Below are 18048 nucleotides of genomic sequence, written 5' to 3' on the forward strand. Positions count from 1 at the left end.
TTGGGCCAGGGTTCAATTTAGGCATGCAGCAACTTCTCTTCGCCGATCAGCTGGGTCCGCATTTTGATTTGGGCGGAGAAATCATCCTGGTTGAGAGTCTGGGGCGACTTGCCGCGCGACCGCACCACTGGGCTAAAGCCCAGTTGATACTAAGTGCCATAAGGCATCGTGCGGCTGAATCAGAGCGGGTTCATCTGGTCCGTGCAGATTCATATAACGCCTACCTCGACGGGCAAGAAACCGAAGATTTGGTTGCAATCAACCCGACCAGTTATGGATTTCGCAAACTAATTGCCAAACATGAAATCAAAACCCTTCCCAGTCGAGGTTTTGTAATTGACGAGGCAGATTTTGCCGCCTGGGTTGCCCAGCGTAAATCAAAGCGGCTATTGCTCGAAGATTTTTATCGAGATGTAAGAAGAAAAACTGGACTTTTGATGCAGGGCGCTGACCCGGTTGGCGGTCAGTGGAATTTTGATCACGAGAATCGAGAAGCACCGCCCAAGGGTGCTCAAACCATCAGTGCGGCAGAACCGTGGCAGCCGGTCGAGGATGAAATCGACCGTCAGGTCGCCACCGATCTTCAGCGTTGGGTCCAAGAAGGCAAAATTACTCTCGTGGGCGAACCCGGGCCACGTTGGTTCGCAGTCACACGAAAAGAGGCCCTCGAAGCCCTGCAGTATTTTGTCGAGCACCGTCTGGCAACTTTTGGCAAATACGAAGACGCCGCACTGATTCAAGATTGGGCCATGTCGCACTCACTCTTGAGTGTGCCGATGAACCTGGGTTTACTCGATCCACTTGAGGTCGCCAGAGCCGCTGAACAGGCTTATCTTGAGGGCAAAGCCGACATAGCTAGCGTTGAAGGTTTCATTCGTCAGGTAGTTGGTTGGCGAGATTATGTTTGGCAGCTTTACTGGCATTTCGGTGAAGACTACGTTTTGAACAACCGACTCGAGGCGCTTGAGCCGATACCCGAAAGTTGGCTCAAACTAGACAGCTCTGCAATCAAAGCAAATTGCGTTAGTCACACCATCGACAAAGTCTCAAAGCGGGGCTGGCTGCACCACATCGAGCGGTTGATGATTCTCGGCAATATCGCTATGCAGCGCGGGTTGCATCCAGGCGAGCTCAATGATTGGTTCATCAATTCTTTTGTTGACGGCACCCCATGGGTAATGCCGGCGAATGTGATTGGCATGTCTCAATATGCCGATGGTGGCAAGATGAGCACCAAACCCTATGCCGGCGGCGGGGCCTACATTTCCAAGATGACCGATTACTGCAAAGGTTGCCAGTTCGACCCCAAAGTCAGGGTTGGCGAAAATGCCTGCCCGGTCACCGCCGGATATTGGAATTTTCTCGATAAAAATCTTGAGGCGTTTAGGGGAAATCATCGATTGGCCCAGCCGCTAGCTGGCCTGGGTCGACTCAAAGACCTGGATGAAATTCGGCTTCAAGAGCAGCAGCGTGGCACAAATCTATAAGTAGGTTAGTTTTGTGAAACTTTTTCTTCGAGGCATTAACCCGTGGCTTCCGGTGCTCGCCTTCGTCACACTGTTTCACATTTTGCGGGGTGCCTCCACGGATGCGCTGATTTTTGGCGCGGGCGTAGCTTTACTGATAGCCGATTGGAAAAAGCTCATCCCCTGGCACATACCGAAGCGCCCGCTAATGAGCAAAAGCGCAACCATTTTTGTAATTTTGGTTGCGTCTTCGGTGCTGTTTTTTTCTGATCGAGGTGGCTGGCAAGACGTCGTGCTGTTATTGGCGCTGATCCCGATTGCACTCACTCTGGTCTATTACCGCGACTACGGCCCTAAACCCTCGGCTACCAAAGAAATGGCTCGAACTAAATGGCTTTGGCTCAGTTTGGCCATCGCCATGGCGCTGGCTGAACTCTTTGCCTACATTTGGGCGAGCATCTACAAGGATGATGAATCTTTTCCAACAATTTCGATTCTGGTGAATCCGTTTTTAGAAACCGGTATCGGGCGAGCGGTGTTTCTGACGCTCTGGATGCTGATCGGGGTAGGTCTGTTAGGGATTTGGCGGAAAAAGTGATGTCGATTCCCGAAATTGAGTACTCGGTCCTAGTTGTTCTGGGCGTATTTTTGTGGCTGGCGGGGCGAAGCAAGCGAATTGCCATTGCTCCGCTTGGCGACCTTGTTGCTCGGATAATGCACCATCGAAACACCAGGCTCGCCTTGGTTGTGGTCTGGTGGTGGCTGGGTTGGCATTTCTTTACCGTTTAGTTATCTAATCTGACCTTTTTGCCGTGATCAATTGATTTTGTACCTTGACTTATTGTTAGTATGTTAGGACAAAGGTTTTCCGGCTATCGTGGAAGAAGGTTCAGCGCCAATGAGCGAACAGAATGCCCCATACGACGTAATCACAATCGGGCGCGTTGGCGTTGACATTTATCCGTTGCAGACCGGTGTTGGTCTAGAAGATGTAACAACTTTCGGCAAGTATTTGGGCGGCAGCGCAACCAACGTTGCCGTGGCAGCAGCCAAATACGGTCTGAAATCAGCGGTTATCACTCGCACCGGCGATGACCCATTCGGTCGCTTCATCAATCGTGAACTAGTTCGACTTGGCGTTGATGACCGTTACGTGACAGCGGTCAAGGGTCTGCCAACCCCGGTTGTCTTTTGTGAGATCTTTCCTCCAGATGATTTCCCAATTTATTTCTACCGAGAGCCCAAAGCACCCGATTTAGTAATCAATCCAAACGATCTCGACCTAGACGCTATTAGCCGGGCCAAAATCTACTGGTCGACAGTTACTGGGCTAAGCCAAGAGCCAAGCCGCACCTCGCACTTCACCGCCTGGGAGGCGCGTGGTCGCAAGCAGCACACCATCCTCGATCTTGATTACCGACCAATGTTTTGGCCTTCGCAAGAAATCGCCAGTGAACAGGTTGGCAAAGCGCTGCAGCACGCCACTATCGCCATCGGCAATAAAGAAGAGTGCTTTGTGGCTGTTGGCGAGACCGAACCAATGCGTGCCGCCGATGCACTTCTCGAGCGTGGCGTCGAGTTGGCCGTGGTAAAACAGGGTCCAAAGGGCGTCTTGGCTAAAACCAAGGATGAGACCGTCGAGGTTCCACCGTATTTCGTTGATGTGGTCAACGGTCTAGGAGCCGGCGACAGTTTCGGCGGGGCTTTCTGCTACGGACTGCTGCAAGGCTGGTCGCTCGAGCAGATCCTGAAGTTTGCCAACGTCGCCGGAGCAATTGTCGCTTCAAGGCTTGAATGCTCAACCGCAATGCCTTCGGCTGCCGAGGTTGAAGAGATTTTGAAGGGTATGAACTGATGGCTTTAGATTTTGAAAAACTTCGCGAGCTGCGTGCTGCTCAGCCCGAAAAATTGGCGGAAATTTACAATTCCCGTCGTCGACGCAAAGTAACACAGGGCGATGGTCGTCTGTTTATCATTGCCGCTGACCATCCGGCTCGAAATGCATTTTCGGTTCGCGACAATGCTCGCGCCATGGAAAACCGCTACGACCTGCTTACTCGGTTGGCTACCGCGCTAGAGCAGCCTGGTTGCGACGGTGTTTTGGGCACCCCAGACATCATCGACGATCTTGCCCTGCTCGGTTGCTTAGATGACAAAGTAGTTGTCGGTTCGCTAAATCGAGGTGGTTTGCGCGGCTCGACATTTGAAATGGATGACCGCATCACCGGCTATGACGTCGACGGAATATTGCGCGACAAACTGGACTTTGCCAAAATGCTCAATCGCATCAACCTGGCTGATGCCGGAACATCGAACATGATGTCTTACTCACATCAGGCGGTCTCTCAAGCTGCTGCGGCAAAACTGCCTATCATGCTAGAGCCTTTCATGAGCGAATGGGTCGACGGAAAAATTCGCAACGACCTAAGCACCGAGGCGGTAATCAACTCGGTAGCGATTGCCAGCGGTCTGGGTAATTCTTCGGCCTACACCTGGATGAAACTTCCGGTGGTCGAAAATATGGCACGAGTGATGGAAGCCACCACTTTGCCAACTTTGCTACTCGGAGGAGATCCTGCCGGTGAAGAAAAGGACACTTTTGCCGCTTGGGAAAAAGCTCTGGAGCTTCCCGGGGTTCGTGGCCTCGTGATTGGTCGCAGCCTGCTTTACCCACAAGACGGAAACGTCGCCACCGCAATTCAAACCGCAACCAAACTTGTCCACGGATAACCGGATTAGGAAAGAGAAAAAATGTCACTACCTGTAGTTCACCACTGGATCGGCGGCAAAATCGTCGAAAGCAAATCTGGTCGCACCGCCGAGGTTTTTGACCCGGCTCTGGGCGTTGCCACCAAGCACGTTGCTTTGGCTAATTCGGCTGAGATTGAAAGTGCAATTGGCGCAGCTGCGGCAGCGTTTCCGGCTTGGCGCGACACCTCGCAGGCGAAAAAGCAGCAGATTTTGTTCAAGTTCCGTGAGCTGCTCAACGAGCGCAAACCGGAACTGGCTGAAATTATCACCAGCGAGCACGGCAAGGTGCTTTCCGACGCTCTCGGTGAGATTACTCGCGGTCAAGAAGTAGTCGAATTTGCCTGTGGCATGCCTCATCTGCTGAAGGGTTTTTACACTGAGAATGCCTCTACCGGCGTAGACGTTTACTCAACTCGTCAGGCCATTGGAGTAGTTGGCATTATTAGCCCGTTCAATTTCCCGGCAATGGTGCCTATGTGGTTTTTCCCAATCGCCATCGCCGCTGGCAACACCGTGGTTTTGAAGCCTTCAGAAAAAGACCCAAGTGCCGCTATCTGGATGGCTCAGCTTTGGAAAGATGCCGGACTACCTGACGGTGTTTTCAACGTCTTGAACGGCGACAAAGAGTCTGTCGATGGTCTGCTAACCCACCCAGAAGTTCAAGCGATCTCATTCGTTGGTTCAACTCCAATTGCCAAATACGTTTACGAAACCGGCTCGGCACACGGCAAGCGTGTTCAGGCGCTTGGTGGAGCCAAGAACCACATGTTGGTTTTGCCCGATGCCGACCTAGATTTGGTTGCTGACTCGGCCATCAACGCCGGTTTCGGATCAGCTGGCGAGCGCTGCATGGCGATTTCGGTTGTTGTCGCAGTTGAGCCAGTGGCTGATCAACTAATTCCAAAAATTACCGAGCGCATGGCAAAGTTGCGCACCGGCGATGGCCGTCGCGGCTGCGACATGGGTCCACTAGTTACCAAAGTGCACCGCGACAAGGTTGCCTCATACATCGACATCGCTGCCCAGGATGGAGCAACGGTTGTGGTCGATGGTCGCAACCAAGAGTTCGATGGTGACGCCAACGGTTTCTGGCTTGGCCCAACCCTAATCGACAAGGTGCCAACCTCATCTAAGGTCTACACCGAGGAAATTTTCGGCCCGGTTTTGTCGATTGTTCGAGTTCACTCCTACGATGACGGTGTCAAACTGATCAACTCTGGAGCCTTCGGTAACGGAACCGCAATCTTCACCAACGATGGTGGTGCAGCCCGTAGATTCCAAAATGAGATTGAGGTCGGCATGATTGGCATCAACGTGCCAATTCCAGTCCCGGTTGCCTACTACTCATTCGGTGGTTGGAAAAACTCACTGTTTGGTGACACCAAGGCTCACGGTGTTGAAGGCGTGCACTTCTTTACCCGAGGTAAAGCAATCACCTCGCGCTGGCTTGACCCAAGCCACGGCGGCATTAACCTAGGCTTCCCACAAAACTAGGGTTTACGCGGGCAGAGTTTGGATTGCACGATGAAGTGGTTTTTTAAAGCTGGAGAACTGGCTCAGGACAACTGGGATGTTTTGGTCGATGCCTCGATAGCTGGCTGGCAGCACACCGGCTTGAGGGTTGCCACAATTTCTTCTGGCCAAACTCTGCATTTGGCGGCCGATGGTTTAGAGCGTTTGATCTTGCCGCTTGAGGGCGACATTCTCGAGGTCGAATACCGACTCGAAGGCGATGACCATTTTGCGAGCGCGCCATTGCGCGGTAGAAAATCAGTCTTCCACGGGCCAACCGACACGCTGTATCTTCCAGTGGCTACTGAAATTAGAGTCACCGGCATCGGGCGCGTAATTATGGCCGAGGCTCCGGCTAAAAATTCAAAGCCGGTGAAATTCACCAGTGCCGAGGATGTGCCAGTGTTTGTCCGCGGTGCAGGACGCGAATCGCGAACTGTGCACGACATCGGTGGAGCCGAGGCGCTGAACGCAGATCGTTTCATCGTGGTTGAGGTCGTCGTGCCGTCAGGCAACTGGTCGGGTATTCCGGCACACAAGCACGACACCTACATCCCCGGTGTTGAGTCAAATCTCGAAGAGATTTACTACTTCGAGACAGCAGTCACACGCGGTGCTGGACACCCGGTAAATGCCGACCCAACCGGATACCTACGTGCCTACGCCTCGGATGAGCGGCCAATCGACATCACTGCCGAGGTGCGCAGCGGTGACGTTGGGCTAATCCCCTACGGCTGGCACGGTCCGGTAATGGCCACTCCGGGCAGCGATCTTTACTTCTTGAATGTCATGGCAGGTCCAGATCCAGATCGCAGCTGGAACATAACCGATGACCCGAACCAAGCCTGGATTCGCGAAACTTGGCACCACCAAGATCAAGATCCACGACTTCCTTACACCGCTGAATAAAAAAGAAAGATTCATCATGGCAACTCGCAGAATGACGGTCAGTCAGGCAATCGTTGAATTTCTGGCTCACCAGTACACAGTTGATGGCGACATCAGAGTGCGCACCATCCAGGGTGTTTACGGCATTTTTGGTCACGGGAATGTGGCCGGAATCGCTCAGGCTCTGCTGCAAAAAGCCGAGACTGATCCGCAGGCTATGCCTTACCATCAGGCCCGAAACGAGCAGGCTATGGGTCACGAATCAATCGCTTACTCGCGCATGACTCGCCGCCGCTCAACTTATGCCTGTGCCGCTTCGGTTGGCCCAGGAGCTGCCAACATGCTTACTGCCGCAGCAGTTGCCACCACCAACCGATTGCCGGTGCTGCTACTGCCATCTGACACCTTTGCCAACCGCGTGGCCGACCCAGTGCTGCAGCAGCTCGAATTGCCACACGATGCCAGCGTGACCGTAAACGATGCGTTCAAGCCGCTATCCAGATTCTTCGATCGAGTCCAGCGCCCAGAGCAGCTTTATTCGGCGCTATTGGGTGCCATGCGCGTTTTGACCGACCCGGTCGAGACCGGAGCCGTCACCATTTCATTGCCTGAAGATGTTCAGGCAGAGGTAATTGACGTACCCGAAGAGTTTTTTGCTGATCGCGAGTGGCACATTCGTCGTCCTCGACCAGACCACGGAATTATTGCCGAAGTCGCTAAAGCCATTCGTGCAGCCAAGCAGCCTATGATTATCGCCGGTGGCGGTGTTATCTACTCGGATGCCAATCAGCAGTTGAAAGAGTTTGTCGAGGCTACCGGAATTCCGGTTGGCATGTCGCAGGCCGGCGTTGGCAGTTTGGTTTGGGATCACCCGCAGAACCTGGGTGCTGTTGGTGCAACCGGAACCACTGCAGCCAACCGAATTGCGGCTGAAGCCGATGTCATTATCGGCATCGGTACTCGCTACAGCGACTTCACGACAGCAAGTCGCACCGCCTTCCAAAACCCAAATGTGAAGTTCATCAATATCAACGTCGCCTCATTTGACGCTTTCAAACACGGCAGCGCCATCCCAGTTGTGGCCGACGCGCGCGAGTCGATTGTTGAGCTAAGTGAAGCTCTAGCCTCTTACTCGGTTTCGTCCGAGTTTAGATCGCACTACACGCTTGAGAAAAGCACCTGGGATGCCATGGTTGACCAGGCTTTTGAAGACCAGCAGCGCGATCTGCCAGGGCAACCAGAAATTATTGGTGCGGTGCAACAGGCCAGCGATCCTCGCGACGTTGTTATTTGTGCTGCCGGCTCGTTACCGGGTGACTTACACAAACTGTGGCGAGTACGCGACGAACTTGGCTATCACGTTGAATATGCGTTCTCCTGCATGGGATATGAAATTGCCGCCGGTTTGGGTGTGGCGAGAGCAGATTCCAGTCGCGATGCAATTGTCATGGTTGGCGACGGTTCGTACCTGATGATGCACACAGAATTGCTTACCGCAGTTGCTGAGCGAATCAAATTCATCACCGTTCTTATTCAAAACCACGGCTATGCCTCGATCGGGCATCTTTCCGAGGATGTTGGTTCGCAGCGCTTTGGCACCAAATACCGCTATCGCGATGCCGCTAAAAACTCACACGAACACGGCGAATTTTTGCCGGTAGATCTTGCAACCAACGCCGAAAGTTATGGCGTCAAGGTGATTCGTGTCGAGCCGGGACCAAATGCCATCAGTGATTTGAAAGCAGCCGTTAAGGCAGCAAAAGCTCACGAGGGCGGCCCGGTTTTGATTCACATCAACAATGACCCATTGATCTACGCGCCAGATGGTGAAGGTTGGTGGGATGTTCCAGTGTCACCAATTTCTACCGTGGCCAGCACCCAACAGGCCTACCTAGGCTATGCCGAGGCTCGCAAACGTCAAAAGTTGCTGCTTGGTAATGGTGTTAGCGATCGCCGAAACTAACTCGAATCAATTCCCTAGCGTGTTTGGAAGGGAATTCTTCTCGGCTATTTTTCGACCAGTGTCACTTCAAACGAGTAGAGGTCTGGGCGGTAGCAGTGGTGACCAAATTCAATTGCTCGACCCGAGTTGTCATAAGCGGTTCTGTCCATGGTCAACAAGGCGCTGCCTTTTTCGATGTCGAGCAATGCCGACTCGGCCTGGCTTGCCTTGCGTGCACCAATCCGCTGCTTTGCCACTCGAATGGTTACGCCGCGAGTGCGCAACAGTTGGTAGAGACCGTGTTCGTGCAAAGCCGACTCGTCAAAATCGCTAAATTCTGCCGGCACCCAGTTTTCTAAAACCGACACCGGTACATTGTCGGCAAGACGTAACCGCTTCATGTAAAGCACGTCCGAATTTGGCTCAATGGCTAGTTTTTCCGCCATCTTGGAGTCGGCTTTGATGCGTTTCAGTTCGAGAATTTTCGTGCTTGGCTTTTGTCCGCTGCGCTCCAAATCTTCATAAAGCGAAGTGAGTTCGACGCCTCGGGTAACTTGGCCGTGAACCACCTGGGTTCCAATTCCGCGGCGTCGTACGAGCAGGCCCTTATCAACAAGATCTTGAATTGCGCGGCGCACCGTTGGGCGACTTAGACCAAGGCGTTCGCCCAGCGAAACCTCATTTTCAAGCCTTGAACCCGGTGGAAGCTCGCCGTCTAGAACTGCCTTTTCAATTTTCTGGGCGACCTGAAAATAAAGTGGAATTGGCCCCGAGCGATCTAAATCCATAAATTTTCCGATTGGAAGAATTTGCTCTTGTTGATTCATCAATTCCTACTTGCCGTCGTTGACAGAAATTGCACTTTGGCAACTTGTTAAGACATTAGCAGGTTAAGCCTTTAGCTGCTTCAGCATGAAGCTTTCCATTGGTAGCCAAAACCGAAGATGATTCCGGGGTAAGCGGACCATCGAGGGCGGTGAAGGTTCCGCCAGCTCCCTCGACAATTGGCACTAGCGCGGCAATGTCATAGATTTTCAAATCGTGCTCGGCAACAATGTCGACCGATCCTTCGGCTAGCAACATGTAACTGTAAAAGTCACCGTAGGCTCTGGTTCGCCAAATTTTTCTGGAGAATTGCAGCAAAGTTTCGGCCAATCCGGCTTGGTCCCACAGTTGCAAATTGTTGTAGCTGAGCGAGGCGTCGGCTAGATCGCTAATTTTTGAAACTTTGAGGTCGCGCAGACTTCCATCCACGTCGGTGGTTTCAGCTGGTTCGCCCTGTGCCGCCCACCAGCGACGGCCGAGAGCCGGCGCCGAAACGACACCCACAACTGGTTTGCCATCGACCACAAGGGCAATCAGCGTTGCCCAGACCGGCACACCCCGAAGAAAGTTCGCAGTGCCGTCAATTGGGTCAATAATCCAAGTTCGCTTGGCCTCACCGGAAATCCCAAATTCTTCACCGATTAGGGCATCTTCTGGTCGCTGGGTGGCCAGCATTTCTTTTAGGGCCAGCTCCACTGAGCGATCGGCATCGGTTACCGGAGTGCGATCCGGTTTGGTCTCGACATTAAGGTCAAGGGCGCGAAATCGGTCTAGCGAAATTCGGTCTGCGGCATCAGCCATGGCCAGGGCGAATTCAAGATCGGCGGCGTAACTCATCTGACCAGTCTAGTTTTCGCTGTCAACGGTTGATTTCATCAGGCGGCGCAAAGAATCAACTCGATCAGCACCAGATGCACCCAGTTTGTTTTGAGCCAGTGCGACGTCGAGTGCGCAGTCCGGCGAATGTTCGTCGTGGCGGCAATCTCGCGGGCAGGTTTCAATTACCTGCCACAAATCTTCGAAGGAACGTAGCAGGTTTTCTGGCTTGACATGCCCTAGACCAAATGAACGCACCCCCGGGGTGTCGATAATCCAGGCATCGCCAAAGCTCTCATCCAGTTCAATGGCACGCACTGAGGATGAAGTGTGACGGCCTCGACCGGTAACCGCATTTACGCCACCGGTAACTCGCGCTGCGTGCGGCGCCAGAGCGTTTACCAGAGTTGATTTACCCACTCCAGAGTGGCCTACTGTTACGGTGGTTTGGTCTTTGAGCAGATTACGTAGCACTGGCAGCGCCGGGTTATCTGATCGAGAGAGCACCACCGGAATGCTTAGCCCAGCGAAGTTTTCGAGGAATTCATCGGGATTAGCCAAATCGGTTTTTGTGATGATCAAAATCGGCTTGAGGCCAGCATCAAATGCGGCAGCGAGGTAGCGATCAATCAGGCGCGTTCTAGGCTCGGGGTCTTTGATTGCCACAACGATCGCCATCTGGGTCGCGTTGGCGACAATCACGCGTTCTACCTGGTCACTATCGTCGGCGCTTCTGCGCAAAAGTGTTTTACGGGGTTCGATTCGAACAATCCGAGCCAAGGCTCCAACTGTCTCAGAAGTGTCGCCGGCTATAGCCACCACATCACCAACAACCACGCCGCCTTTACGCAATTCTTTTGCAAGGGTCGCTGTAATGACTCGTTTTTCGCTTTGCAATAAAACGCTGTATCGACCCATGTCAACGCCGATTACCATGCCAAGAACGGCATTTTTGTGCTCCGGGCGATTCTTGGTACGTGGCTTGTTTCCTTTGGGGTTAGGGCGCACCCGAACATCAGTTTCGTCTAGGTCGTGATCGCCCGGCATCGGCTCATAAAGCCAACTCACTACTGGGCACCAATCTCAGGCCAAATTTCGCCAGTGCCTAGCATCGAGTGCCAGAGGCCAGGAAAACTCGGCATAGTTTTCGATGTCACCCGCACATCTTCAATTTCGATTCCGGGCACACGAAGACCGATGATGGCGCCGGCGGTAGCCATCCGGTGATCTTCGTAGGTTCGCCAAAGTGCGCCGTGCAGATTTTCGCTCGGGTCAATTTCTAGGCCGTCGGATGTCTCGCGAGCGATGCCGCCAATCCGGTTAATCTCAGTTGCCAGTGCAGCTAAACGATCGGTTTCGTGGCCGCGTAAATGGGCAACACCTCGAATGACAGTTGGGCTATCAGCCAAAGCAGCCAAGGCCGCAATCACCGGGGTTAGCTCGCCGCCGATAGAAAGATCAATGTCAATTCCGTGAATCTCACCAGTGCCAGTGATGGTCAACCCTTGTGCCGAGCGAGCGATCGTTGCCCCCATCTGCTGCAAAATACCGTCAAATTCGTCACCCACCTGGGTAGTTGACTCGGGCCAGTGTTCAATGGTGACCGAGCCGCCAGCGACCATGGCTGCCGCCAAAAATGGGCCAGCATTGGATAGGTCGGGCTCAATAGCGAAGTTTCCACCGCTTATTGGCCCCGGCAAAACTTGCCAAGCCGAGTCGCCAATTCTGGTGACCTTGACTGAGCGTTTTGCCAGACAGTCGATGGTCATTTCAATGTGTGGCATTGATGGCAAGTGCTCTCCTTCATGGCGAACAATCAAGCCGGTTTCATATCTTGCGGCAGCCAAGAGCAGTCCACTTACAAATTGACTAGACGAGGATGCGTCGATTGTTATTTCGCCACCCGGAACGCTGCCTGTTCCGTGAACCGTAAACGGCAGGGCACCCAAGTCTGCGTCGGTCACGGAGACACCCAAAGCCCGCAACGAATCGATGGTGGTTTTCATTGGGCGACGTCGAGCAGCGGCGTCACCGTCAAAGTGAACATCCTGATTAGACAAGACCGAGATGGGCGGAACAAAGCGCATTACTGTTCCAGCCAGGCCACAATCGATGTTGGCTGATCTGTCGAAAGTAGCGGGGGTAACACGAACTTTTCCGTCAGCAGCGATAGAAATTTCGGCGCCCAGTGCTTTCAAAGCATCAATCATGAGCAAACTGTCGCGTGACATTAGCAGGCCGGTCAAAACCGAAGGCTCGTCAGCCAACGCAGATAAAACTAACTCTCGATTGGTCAGTGACTTCGAGCCGGGGAGGCCCAACGTCGCATTCAATTGGCCAGTGGCAAGCGGCGCTGGCCAGGGCTGGGAATAATGCGAGGCTGTCATAGGTTTCAAAAATACCAGCATAAAAGGCACTAGCGAGCAGAAAAGGACGGTTGACTATGGCATCTATGGCCGCAGCAGGCGCTCTTTTAGCCAAGCCAATAGACTCTTCGATGATGAAAAAGTCTGAAAATTCTGTTGCTGCAGACAAATTACGTTCCTTTGAATTGCAGGCGTTGCCCTTGATGCCGCAGCTTTACGGTGCTGCACTGCGTTGGACCAGAAACCCATCAGATGCTGAAGATCTTGTTCAAGAAACTTTTGCAAAGGCCTACATTGCCTGGGCTCAGTTTGAACAGGGTACAAACTTGAAGGCATGGCTCTACCGAATCATGACCAACACCCACATCAATCTCTACAACAAGCGCGCCAAAGATCAAGCTAAGGGCGCCCTTGATGAGTTAGAAGATTGGCAACTTGGTTCAGCTGAATCAGTTACCTCCACCAGCTCGCGTTCGGCCGAGCTAGAGGCCATCGATAACTTGCCAAGCAAGGCAGTTAAAGATGCTCTCAACCAAATTCCAGATGAATTTCGCATGGTTGTTTACTATGCGGTGGTCGATGGTCTGCCATACGCAGAAATTGCCCAAATTATGAACACCCCGGTCGGAACCGTGATGTCACGGCTTCACCGTGGTAAAAAATTACTCAAGAAACTCTTGGCTGAATACGCTGCTCAAGAGGGTTACAACGTTACAAATTCGGGGACAGCTAATGACTGACTTTGATTGCCAAGAGACGAAGCGGCATGTGCACGAGTACCTGCACAATCAGCTAAGTGATGATGAAATTCGTGACATCACCGCGCATTTAGCTAATTGCGATAGTTGCGAGGCTGACTACGACATGGAAAACCTAATCAACGGGGTCATCAAAGAGGCCTGCGATGAAGCTCCTCCAGCCGAGTTAGCTCAGCGAGTTTTGGCCAGGATCCGGGAGGTCCAGGCCGGCGAGGCCCACTAACTTTTAGGCAGATTCAGGCGGTTACTGCTGTTCGGTTATGCCGAGCCACTCGTACCAGCCGCGATTAAGCACCAGCCAAGCAATTAGCCCATAACCAATTTGACCGGGAAAGCCCCGGCTTGAGACGGCCAGGTCATTGTTCCAACCTTCGTGCTCAACCAGAGGGCGAAAACAATCCACAAACGGTATTGACCGTCGATTTGCAACGTCTTCAAAACCGGTAGCCAAGTGCTCGATCTCGTAATTCAATTCATTATTTCGGTGCGGGGTCGGACCCACCAAAAAAGTTGCGATCCCGTTTCGGTGTGCTTCGTCAAGAATTGTTGCGATGTTGAGTCGGCTTCGAGAAATTGAAATGCCGGCCGCTGGGTCGTGATTGCTCAGGGCGATCACAAGACGGTTTTCTGTTTCCGAACTGAATCTGCGTTGAACTTCAGACATCCATCGCTCGGCCAGCATGCTGGTGGTTTCATTTGGCACAGCTAGGGCATAAATCTCGACGTTTCGACCTTCAATTGTTGTTTTAGCCGTTACTCGACCAACCCAGCCCATTCCTTTAGGGTCGCCAGCGGATGTGATCAGCGCATCGCCAAGAATTACGATGCGAAGATCGCGTCCGGTGGTCTCAAGCATTTCTAGGCGTCAAATGCGCGAGCGATGAGGTCGGCCTGCTCTGCCGCGTGCTGCTTGGCCGAACCGGTAGCCGGAGATGCCGAGGCTGGACGTGAGACCAACTTGGCAACCTGACCGTTCATGTAACGCGGCAAGAAAAGACCGATGTATGTCCAAGGTCCCTGGTTTGCCGGTTCATCCTGTACCCAAACCAATTCAGCATTTGGATACTGGGCATAGGTCGCCTTGATTTCATCCACTGGGGTTGGGTAAAGCTGCTCAACGCGAACGATTGCTGTGGTTCGATCGCCGCGTTTTTGTGACTCGGCCAACAGATCCCAATAGACCTTGCCAGAGCAGAAGAGCACTCGACGAACTTGGTTCTTGTCGAGGCCCTGCTGATCATCGATTACCGTCTGGAAAGTGCCGCTGGTGAAGTCTTCAACTGTCGACGACGCTGCCTTGAGGCGAAGCATTGACTTGGGGCTGAAAATCACCAAAGGACGCTTTGGAGTGGAGTAGGCCTGGCGGCGCAAAAGATGGAAATGGTTGGCCGGTGTTGACGGCTGAGCCACTGTCATGTTGTTTTGGGCACAGAGCTGCAAGTATCTTTCGATTCGAGCAGATGAGTGGTCTGGGCCCTGACCTTCGTAACCATGTGGCAGCAGCAAGACTAGGCCCGAGTGCTGACCCCATTTTTGCTCTGCCGACGAAATAAATTCGTCGATGATGGTCTGCGCACCGTTGGCAAAATCACCAAACTGTGCTTCCCAAAGAACCAAGGCGTCATTGTTTTCGACTCCGTAACCGTATTCGAAGCCCATAGCCGCATACTCGCTCAAGAGTGAGTCGTAGATGTAGAACTTGGCCTGGTCCTCGGTTAGGTTTCGAAGCGGCATCCATTCTTGACCGTTTTCGCGATCGTGGAAGACTGCGTGGCGCTGAACAAATGTTCCGCGGCGGCTATCTTGACCCGCCATGCGAACAACTTTGCCTTCAATCAGTAACGAACCAAAGGCGAGCAATTCGCCAAAGCCCCAGTCGATGCCGCCTTCACGAGACATTTCGACGCGCTTTGCGAGTAGTTGCTGCAACTTCGGATGAACGTTGAAACCCGGAGGCATGTTGGCGTGGGCATTTCCGATTAGCTCAACCACCTGGCGAGGAATCGCTGTTTCGTGCTCGACACCGGTGTGGTCGCTGGCTGTTGTTCCAATTCCAACTGGACGAGCCTGCAATTCAACTGGCTTGCTTTGAGCTTCATGCACTTCGGTGAAGGCGCCCTCAAGGCGGCTCTGGAAGTCAGAGTTGGCTGTTTCAAACTCTTCACGGGTGATGTCTCCGCGACCGACCAGTGATTCAAGGTATAGGGTTCGAACCGAGCGCTTGGCTTCAATGAGGTTGTACATTAGCGGCTGAGTCATCGATGGGTCATCACCCTCGTTGTGACCGCGGCGACGGTAGCAAACGATGTCGAGAACAACATCTTTTTTGAATTCCTGGCGGAATTCAAAAGCCAGACGTGCCGTGCGAACTACAGCTTCAGGATCGTCACCGTTTACGTGGAAAATCGGAGCCTGAATGCCCTTGGCGATATCGGTCGCATAGATGGTAGACCGTGATTCGCTAGGGGGAGTGGTGAAACCGACCTGGTTATTGATCACGATGTTGATGGTTCCGCCGGTTTTGTAACCGCGCAACATCGACATGTTAAGAACTTCTGGAACCACACCTTGGCCGGCAAATGCAGCGTCACCGTGAATAATCACTGGCAAAACTGGGAAGTTGTTGTCGTTGATGGTGTCGGCTAGATCTAGTTTTGCTCGAACAATACCTTCGACAACTGGGTTAACCGCTTCGAGGTGAGATGGGTTTGCGGCAAGAGAAACGCGAACCTGCTTGCCCTCCATGTTGGTGAAGACACCCTCGGTGCCCAAGTGGTACTTAACGTCACCCGAACCCTGAACGGTAGAGGTGTCGGTGTTTCCTTCAAATTCTTTAAAGACCTGACCATAGGTCTTTCCGGCCACGTTGGTTAGCACGTTCAAGCGACCGCGGTGAGCCATACCGATGACGACCTCCTGCAGGTTGGCGTTTGCCGACTCCTGCAAGATTTCGTCAAGAGCGGCAATTGTCGACTCTCCACCTTCGAGGCTGAAACGCTTTTGACCAACAAACTTGGTTTGCAAGAAGGTTTCGAAAGCTTCGGCCTCGTTTAGTTTCTCAAGAATTCGCAGTTGCTCTTCACGGGTTGGCTTCGCGTATGGGCGCTCCAGTTTTTCCTGGAACCATTTGCGCTGTGCTGGGTCTTGAATGTGTGCGTACTCAACACCAACGGTTCGGCAGTAACTGTCGCGAAGAATTTTGTAGATTTCGCGGAATTGCATTTCGCTCTTGCCACCAAAACCACCGGTTCGGAAGGTTCGGTCTAGATCCCAGAGGCTGAGACCGTGATTTGTGATGTCGAGGTCTGGATGCGAACGCTGACGGTACTCGAGCGGATCGATGTCGGCCATGAGGTGGCCGCGAGCACGGTAGGCATTGATGAGTTCTTGAATTCGAGCTTCTTTTTCACGGTCGTCTGCGCCGTTGCGCTCAAAGTCGGTAACCCACTTGACTGGCTGGTACGGGATGCGCAGGTCGCTGAAAATCTCTTCGTAGAAGCCTCGTTCACCGAGCAGCAGTTCGTGAATTTTCTTTAGGAACTCGCCTGAGCCTGCACCTTGAATAACTCGGTGGTCGTAGGTCGAGGTCAACGTGATGGTCTTGCTGATGCCGAGCTTAGAAAGCTGTGCGTCAGACATTCCCTGGAACTCGGCTGGATAGTCGAGTGCGCCAGCACCGATGATGCAACCCTGGCCCTTCATCAGACGTGGAACCGAGTGCACTGTACCAATTCCACCTGGGTTGGTGAGCGAAATAGTTGAGCCAGCAAAATCACCAGCGGTCAACTTGTTGTCGCGCGCGCGTTTCACCAAGTCTTCGTAAGCCGATAGGAATTCGGCAAAGTTCAGACGCTGAGCACGCTTGATGTTTGGGACCAGCAAGGCTCTGGTGCCATCCTCTTTCGGAATGTCAATTGCCAGACCGAAATTGATGTTTGCTGGAGTCACTGCAGACGGCTTGCCGTCGACCTCGTCGTAGTAGACGTTTTGGCTTGGAAATTCTTTGAGCGCACGAACAATTGCGTAGCCAATAATGTGCGTAAACGAAACCTTGCCGCCCCTGGTGCGAGCTAGGTGTGAGTTGATGACGATGCGGTTATCAATCAAAAGCTTGGCTGGAATGGTTCGCACCGAGGTGGCGGTAGGAACCTGAAGCGATGCATCCATGTTTGCTGCCAGCGCTTTGGACATGCCCTTGAGCACGGTTACCTGGTCTTCAGCAGACTCATCTTCTTGAACCGGGATGGCTGTGGTTACCGGTGCCTGAGCAGGAATTGGCTGTGGTCGGGCTTCTACTCGGGTGGTCTTGGCAACTAATTGAGCATCACCAGCCATCGGAGTTTCGACAGCGGGTGCGGCTGCTGTCGCAGCTGGTGCCGGAGCGGGAGCTGATGCAGGAACGGTAGGTGTAATCGGCGTTACTGGAGTTGAAGTTTGCGCGATCGTAACCGGTCCAGTTGAAACGTGCGGTGTCTCGGTGGGGCGGTAGTTTTCCAAGATTGGCCACCAGGATTTGTCGACCGAGTCGGGATTTTCTTTGAACTGTGCGTACATTTCGTCGACGAGCCAGTCATTGGCTCCGAAATCGTTTTCGCTGCTGAAGTTATCGGCGTTGCCAGACAGAGAAACCACCCTCTTACATTGTCCGTTCAATGAGCAACTTATAGCCTACCCGCTCAACTTTGGATAACCGGATAAAAAATGACTTCTGCACCATTCTTGGC

At 52.9% G+C, this 18048-nt stretch carries 16 protein-coding genes; 10 read left to right on the forward strand and 6 right to left on the reverse strand.

All coding sequences use genetic code 11. The features are described from left to right. Positions 1-23 precede the first annotated feature (23 nt). The 8 genes from A4Z71_RS02025 (at position 24) to iolD (ending at position 8580) form a co-directional block, all read left to right on the forward strand. Positions 24-1487, forward strand: coding sequence for a cryptochrome/photolyase family protein (locus tag A4Z71_RS02025; protein ID WP_070954309.1), 1464 nt, complete (start codon positions 24-26; stop codon positions 1485-1487). A gap of 13 nt (positions 1488-1500) precedes the next feature. After that, positions 1501-2064 carry a hypothetical protein gene (locus A4Z71_RS02030; RefSeq protein ID WP_145943880.1) on the forward strand — a complete coding sequence of 188 codons (564 nt, stop codon included), beginning with the start codon at positions 1501-1503 and terminating at the stop codon, positions 2062-2064. After that, positions 2064-2255 carry a DUF6186 family protein gene (locus A4Z71_RS02035; RefSeq protein WP_070954311.1) on the forward strand — a complete coding sequence of 64 codons (192 nt, stop codon included), beginning with the start codon at positions 2064-2066 and terminating at the stop codon, positions 2253-2255. Before A4Z71_RS02030 ends, A4Z71_RS02035 begins: the two co-directional genes overlap by 1 nt. A 109-nt stretch (positions 2256-2364) precedes the next feature. Continuing rightward, positions 2365-3321, forward strand: coding sequence for a 5-dehydro-2-deoxygluconokinase (gene iolC / locus A4Z71_RS02040; protein WP_070955203.1), 957 nt, complete (start codon positions 2365-2367; stop codon positions 3319-3321). Further along, positions 3321-4196 carry a class I fructose-bisphosphate aldolase gene (locus A4Z71_RS02045; RefSeq protein WP_145943882.1) on the forward strand — a complete coding sequence of 292 codons (876 nt, stop codon included), beginning with the start codon at positions 3321-3323 and terminating at the stop codon, positions 4194-4196. The genes iolC and A4Z71_RS02045 overlap by 1 nt, the downstream gene beginning before the upstream one ends. Positions 4197-4217: 21 nt before the next feature. Next, on the forward strand, positions 4218-5711 hold the full coding sequence (locus A4Z71_RS02050; protein WP_070954312.1) for a CoA-acylating methylmalonate-semialdehyde dehydrogenase: 1494 nt from the start codon (positions 4218-4220) through the stop codon (positions 5709-5711). A gap of 30 nt (positions 5712-5741) precedes the next feature. Continuing rightward, positions 5742-6638, forward strand: coding sequence for a 5-deoxy-glucuronate isomerase (gene iolB, locus A4Z71_RS02055; RefSeq protein WP_070954313.1), 897 nt, complete (start codon positions 5742-5744; stop codon positions 6636-6638). 16 nt (positions 6639-6654) lie between these two features. Continuing rightward, the gene (gene iolD / locus A4Z71_RS02060; protein ID WP_070954314.1) at positions 6655-8580 is read left to right on the forward strand and encodes a 3D-(3,5/4)-trihydroxycyclohexane-1,2-dione acylhydrolase (decyclizing); all 1926 of its coding nucleotides are present in this window, start codon (positions 6655-6657) and stop codon (positions 8578-8580) included. A gap of 44 nt (positions 8581-8624) precedes the next feature. On the opposite strand, the gene A4Z71_RS02065 is transcribed toward iolD, so the two are convergent. From A4Z71_RS02065 to aroA, 4 genes are read right to left on the reverse strand one after another with little or no spacing between them, the layout of a single operon-like run. Further along, positions 8625-9386, reverse strand: a complete 762-nt coding sequence (locus A4Z71_RS02065; protein ID WP_070954315.1) for a GntR family transcriptional regulator — start codon at positions 9384-9386, stop codon at positions 8625-8627. A gap of 55 nt (positions 9387-9441) precedes the next feature. Beyond that, a complete protein-coding gene (gene hisN, locus A4Z71_RS02070; protein ID WP_070954316.1) occupies positions 9442-10221 on the reverse strand; it encodes a histidinol-phosphatase in 780 nt (259 codons plus the stop codon). 9 nt (positions 10222-10230) lie between these two features. Then, positions 10231-11268, reverse strand: a complete 1038-nt coding sequence (gene rsgA / locus A4Z71_RS02075) for a ribosome small subunit-dependent GTPase A (RefSeq protein WP_070954317.1) — start codon at positions 11266-11268, stop codon at positions 10231-10233. After that, the gene (gene aroA, locus A4Z71_RS02080; protein ID WP_070954318.1) at positions 11268-12587 is read right to left on the reverse strand and encodes a 3-phosphoshikimate 1-carboxyvinyltransferase; all 1320 of its coding nucleotides are present in this window, start codon (positions 12585-12587) and stop codon (positions 11268-11270) included. The genes rsgA and aroA overlap by 1 nt, the downstream gene beginning before the upstream one ends. Positions 12588-12697: 110 nt before the next feature. Here aroA and A4Z71_RS02085 point away from each other — a divergent pair, with 110 nt between their 5' ends. Together A4Z71_RS02085 and rsrA are read left to right on the forward strand one after the other, a co-directional pair. Further along, positions 12698-13306, forward strand: coding sequence for a sigma-70 family RNA polymerase sigma factor (locus A4Z71_RS02085; protein WP_269466118.1), 609 nt, complete (start codon positions 12698-12700; stop codon positions 13304-13306). Further along, positions 13299-13547 (forward strand): mycothiol system anti-sigma-R factor, encoded by a 249-nt coding sequence (gene rsrA / locus A4Z71_RS02090; RefSeq protein WP_070954319.1) that lies wholly within the window; start codon positions 13299-13301, stop codon positions 13545-13547. The genes A4Z71_RS02085 and rsrA overlap by 8 nt, the downstream gene beginning before the upstream one ends. Before the next feature lie 21 nt (positions 13548-13568). On the opposite strand, the gene A4Z71_RS02095 is transcribed toward rsrA, so the two are convergent. Both A4Z71_RS02095 and A4Z71_RS02100 read right to left on the reverse strand, forming a co-directional pair. Further along, positions 13569-14180: a GDSL-type esterase/lipase family protein gene (locus A4Z71_RS02095; protein ID WP_070954320.1), complete on the reverse strand. Its 612-nt coding sequence runs from the start codon at positions 14178-14180 to the stop codon at positions 13569-13571. A 2-nt stretch (positions 14181-14182) separates the two neighbouring features. After that, the gene (locus tag A4Z71_RS02100; RefSeq protein ID WP_070955206.1) at positions 14183-17878 is read right to left on the reverse strand and encodes a multifunctional oxoglutarate decarboxylase/oxoglutarate dehydrogenase thiamine pyrophosphate-binding subunit/dihydrolipoyllysine-residue succinyltransferase subunit; all 3696 of its coding nucleotides are present in this window, start codon (positions 17876-17878) and stop codon (positions 14183-14185) included. Positions 17879-18048 lie beyond the last annotated feature (170 nt).

Origin of the sequence: Candidatus Rhodoluna planktonica, from assembly GCF_001854225.1 — a bacterium.
Classification (GTDB): Bacteria; Actinomycetota; Actinomycetes; order Actinomycetales; family Microbacteriaceae; genus Rhodoluna; species Rhodoluna planktonica.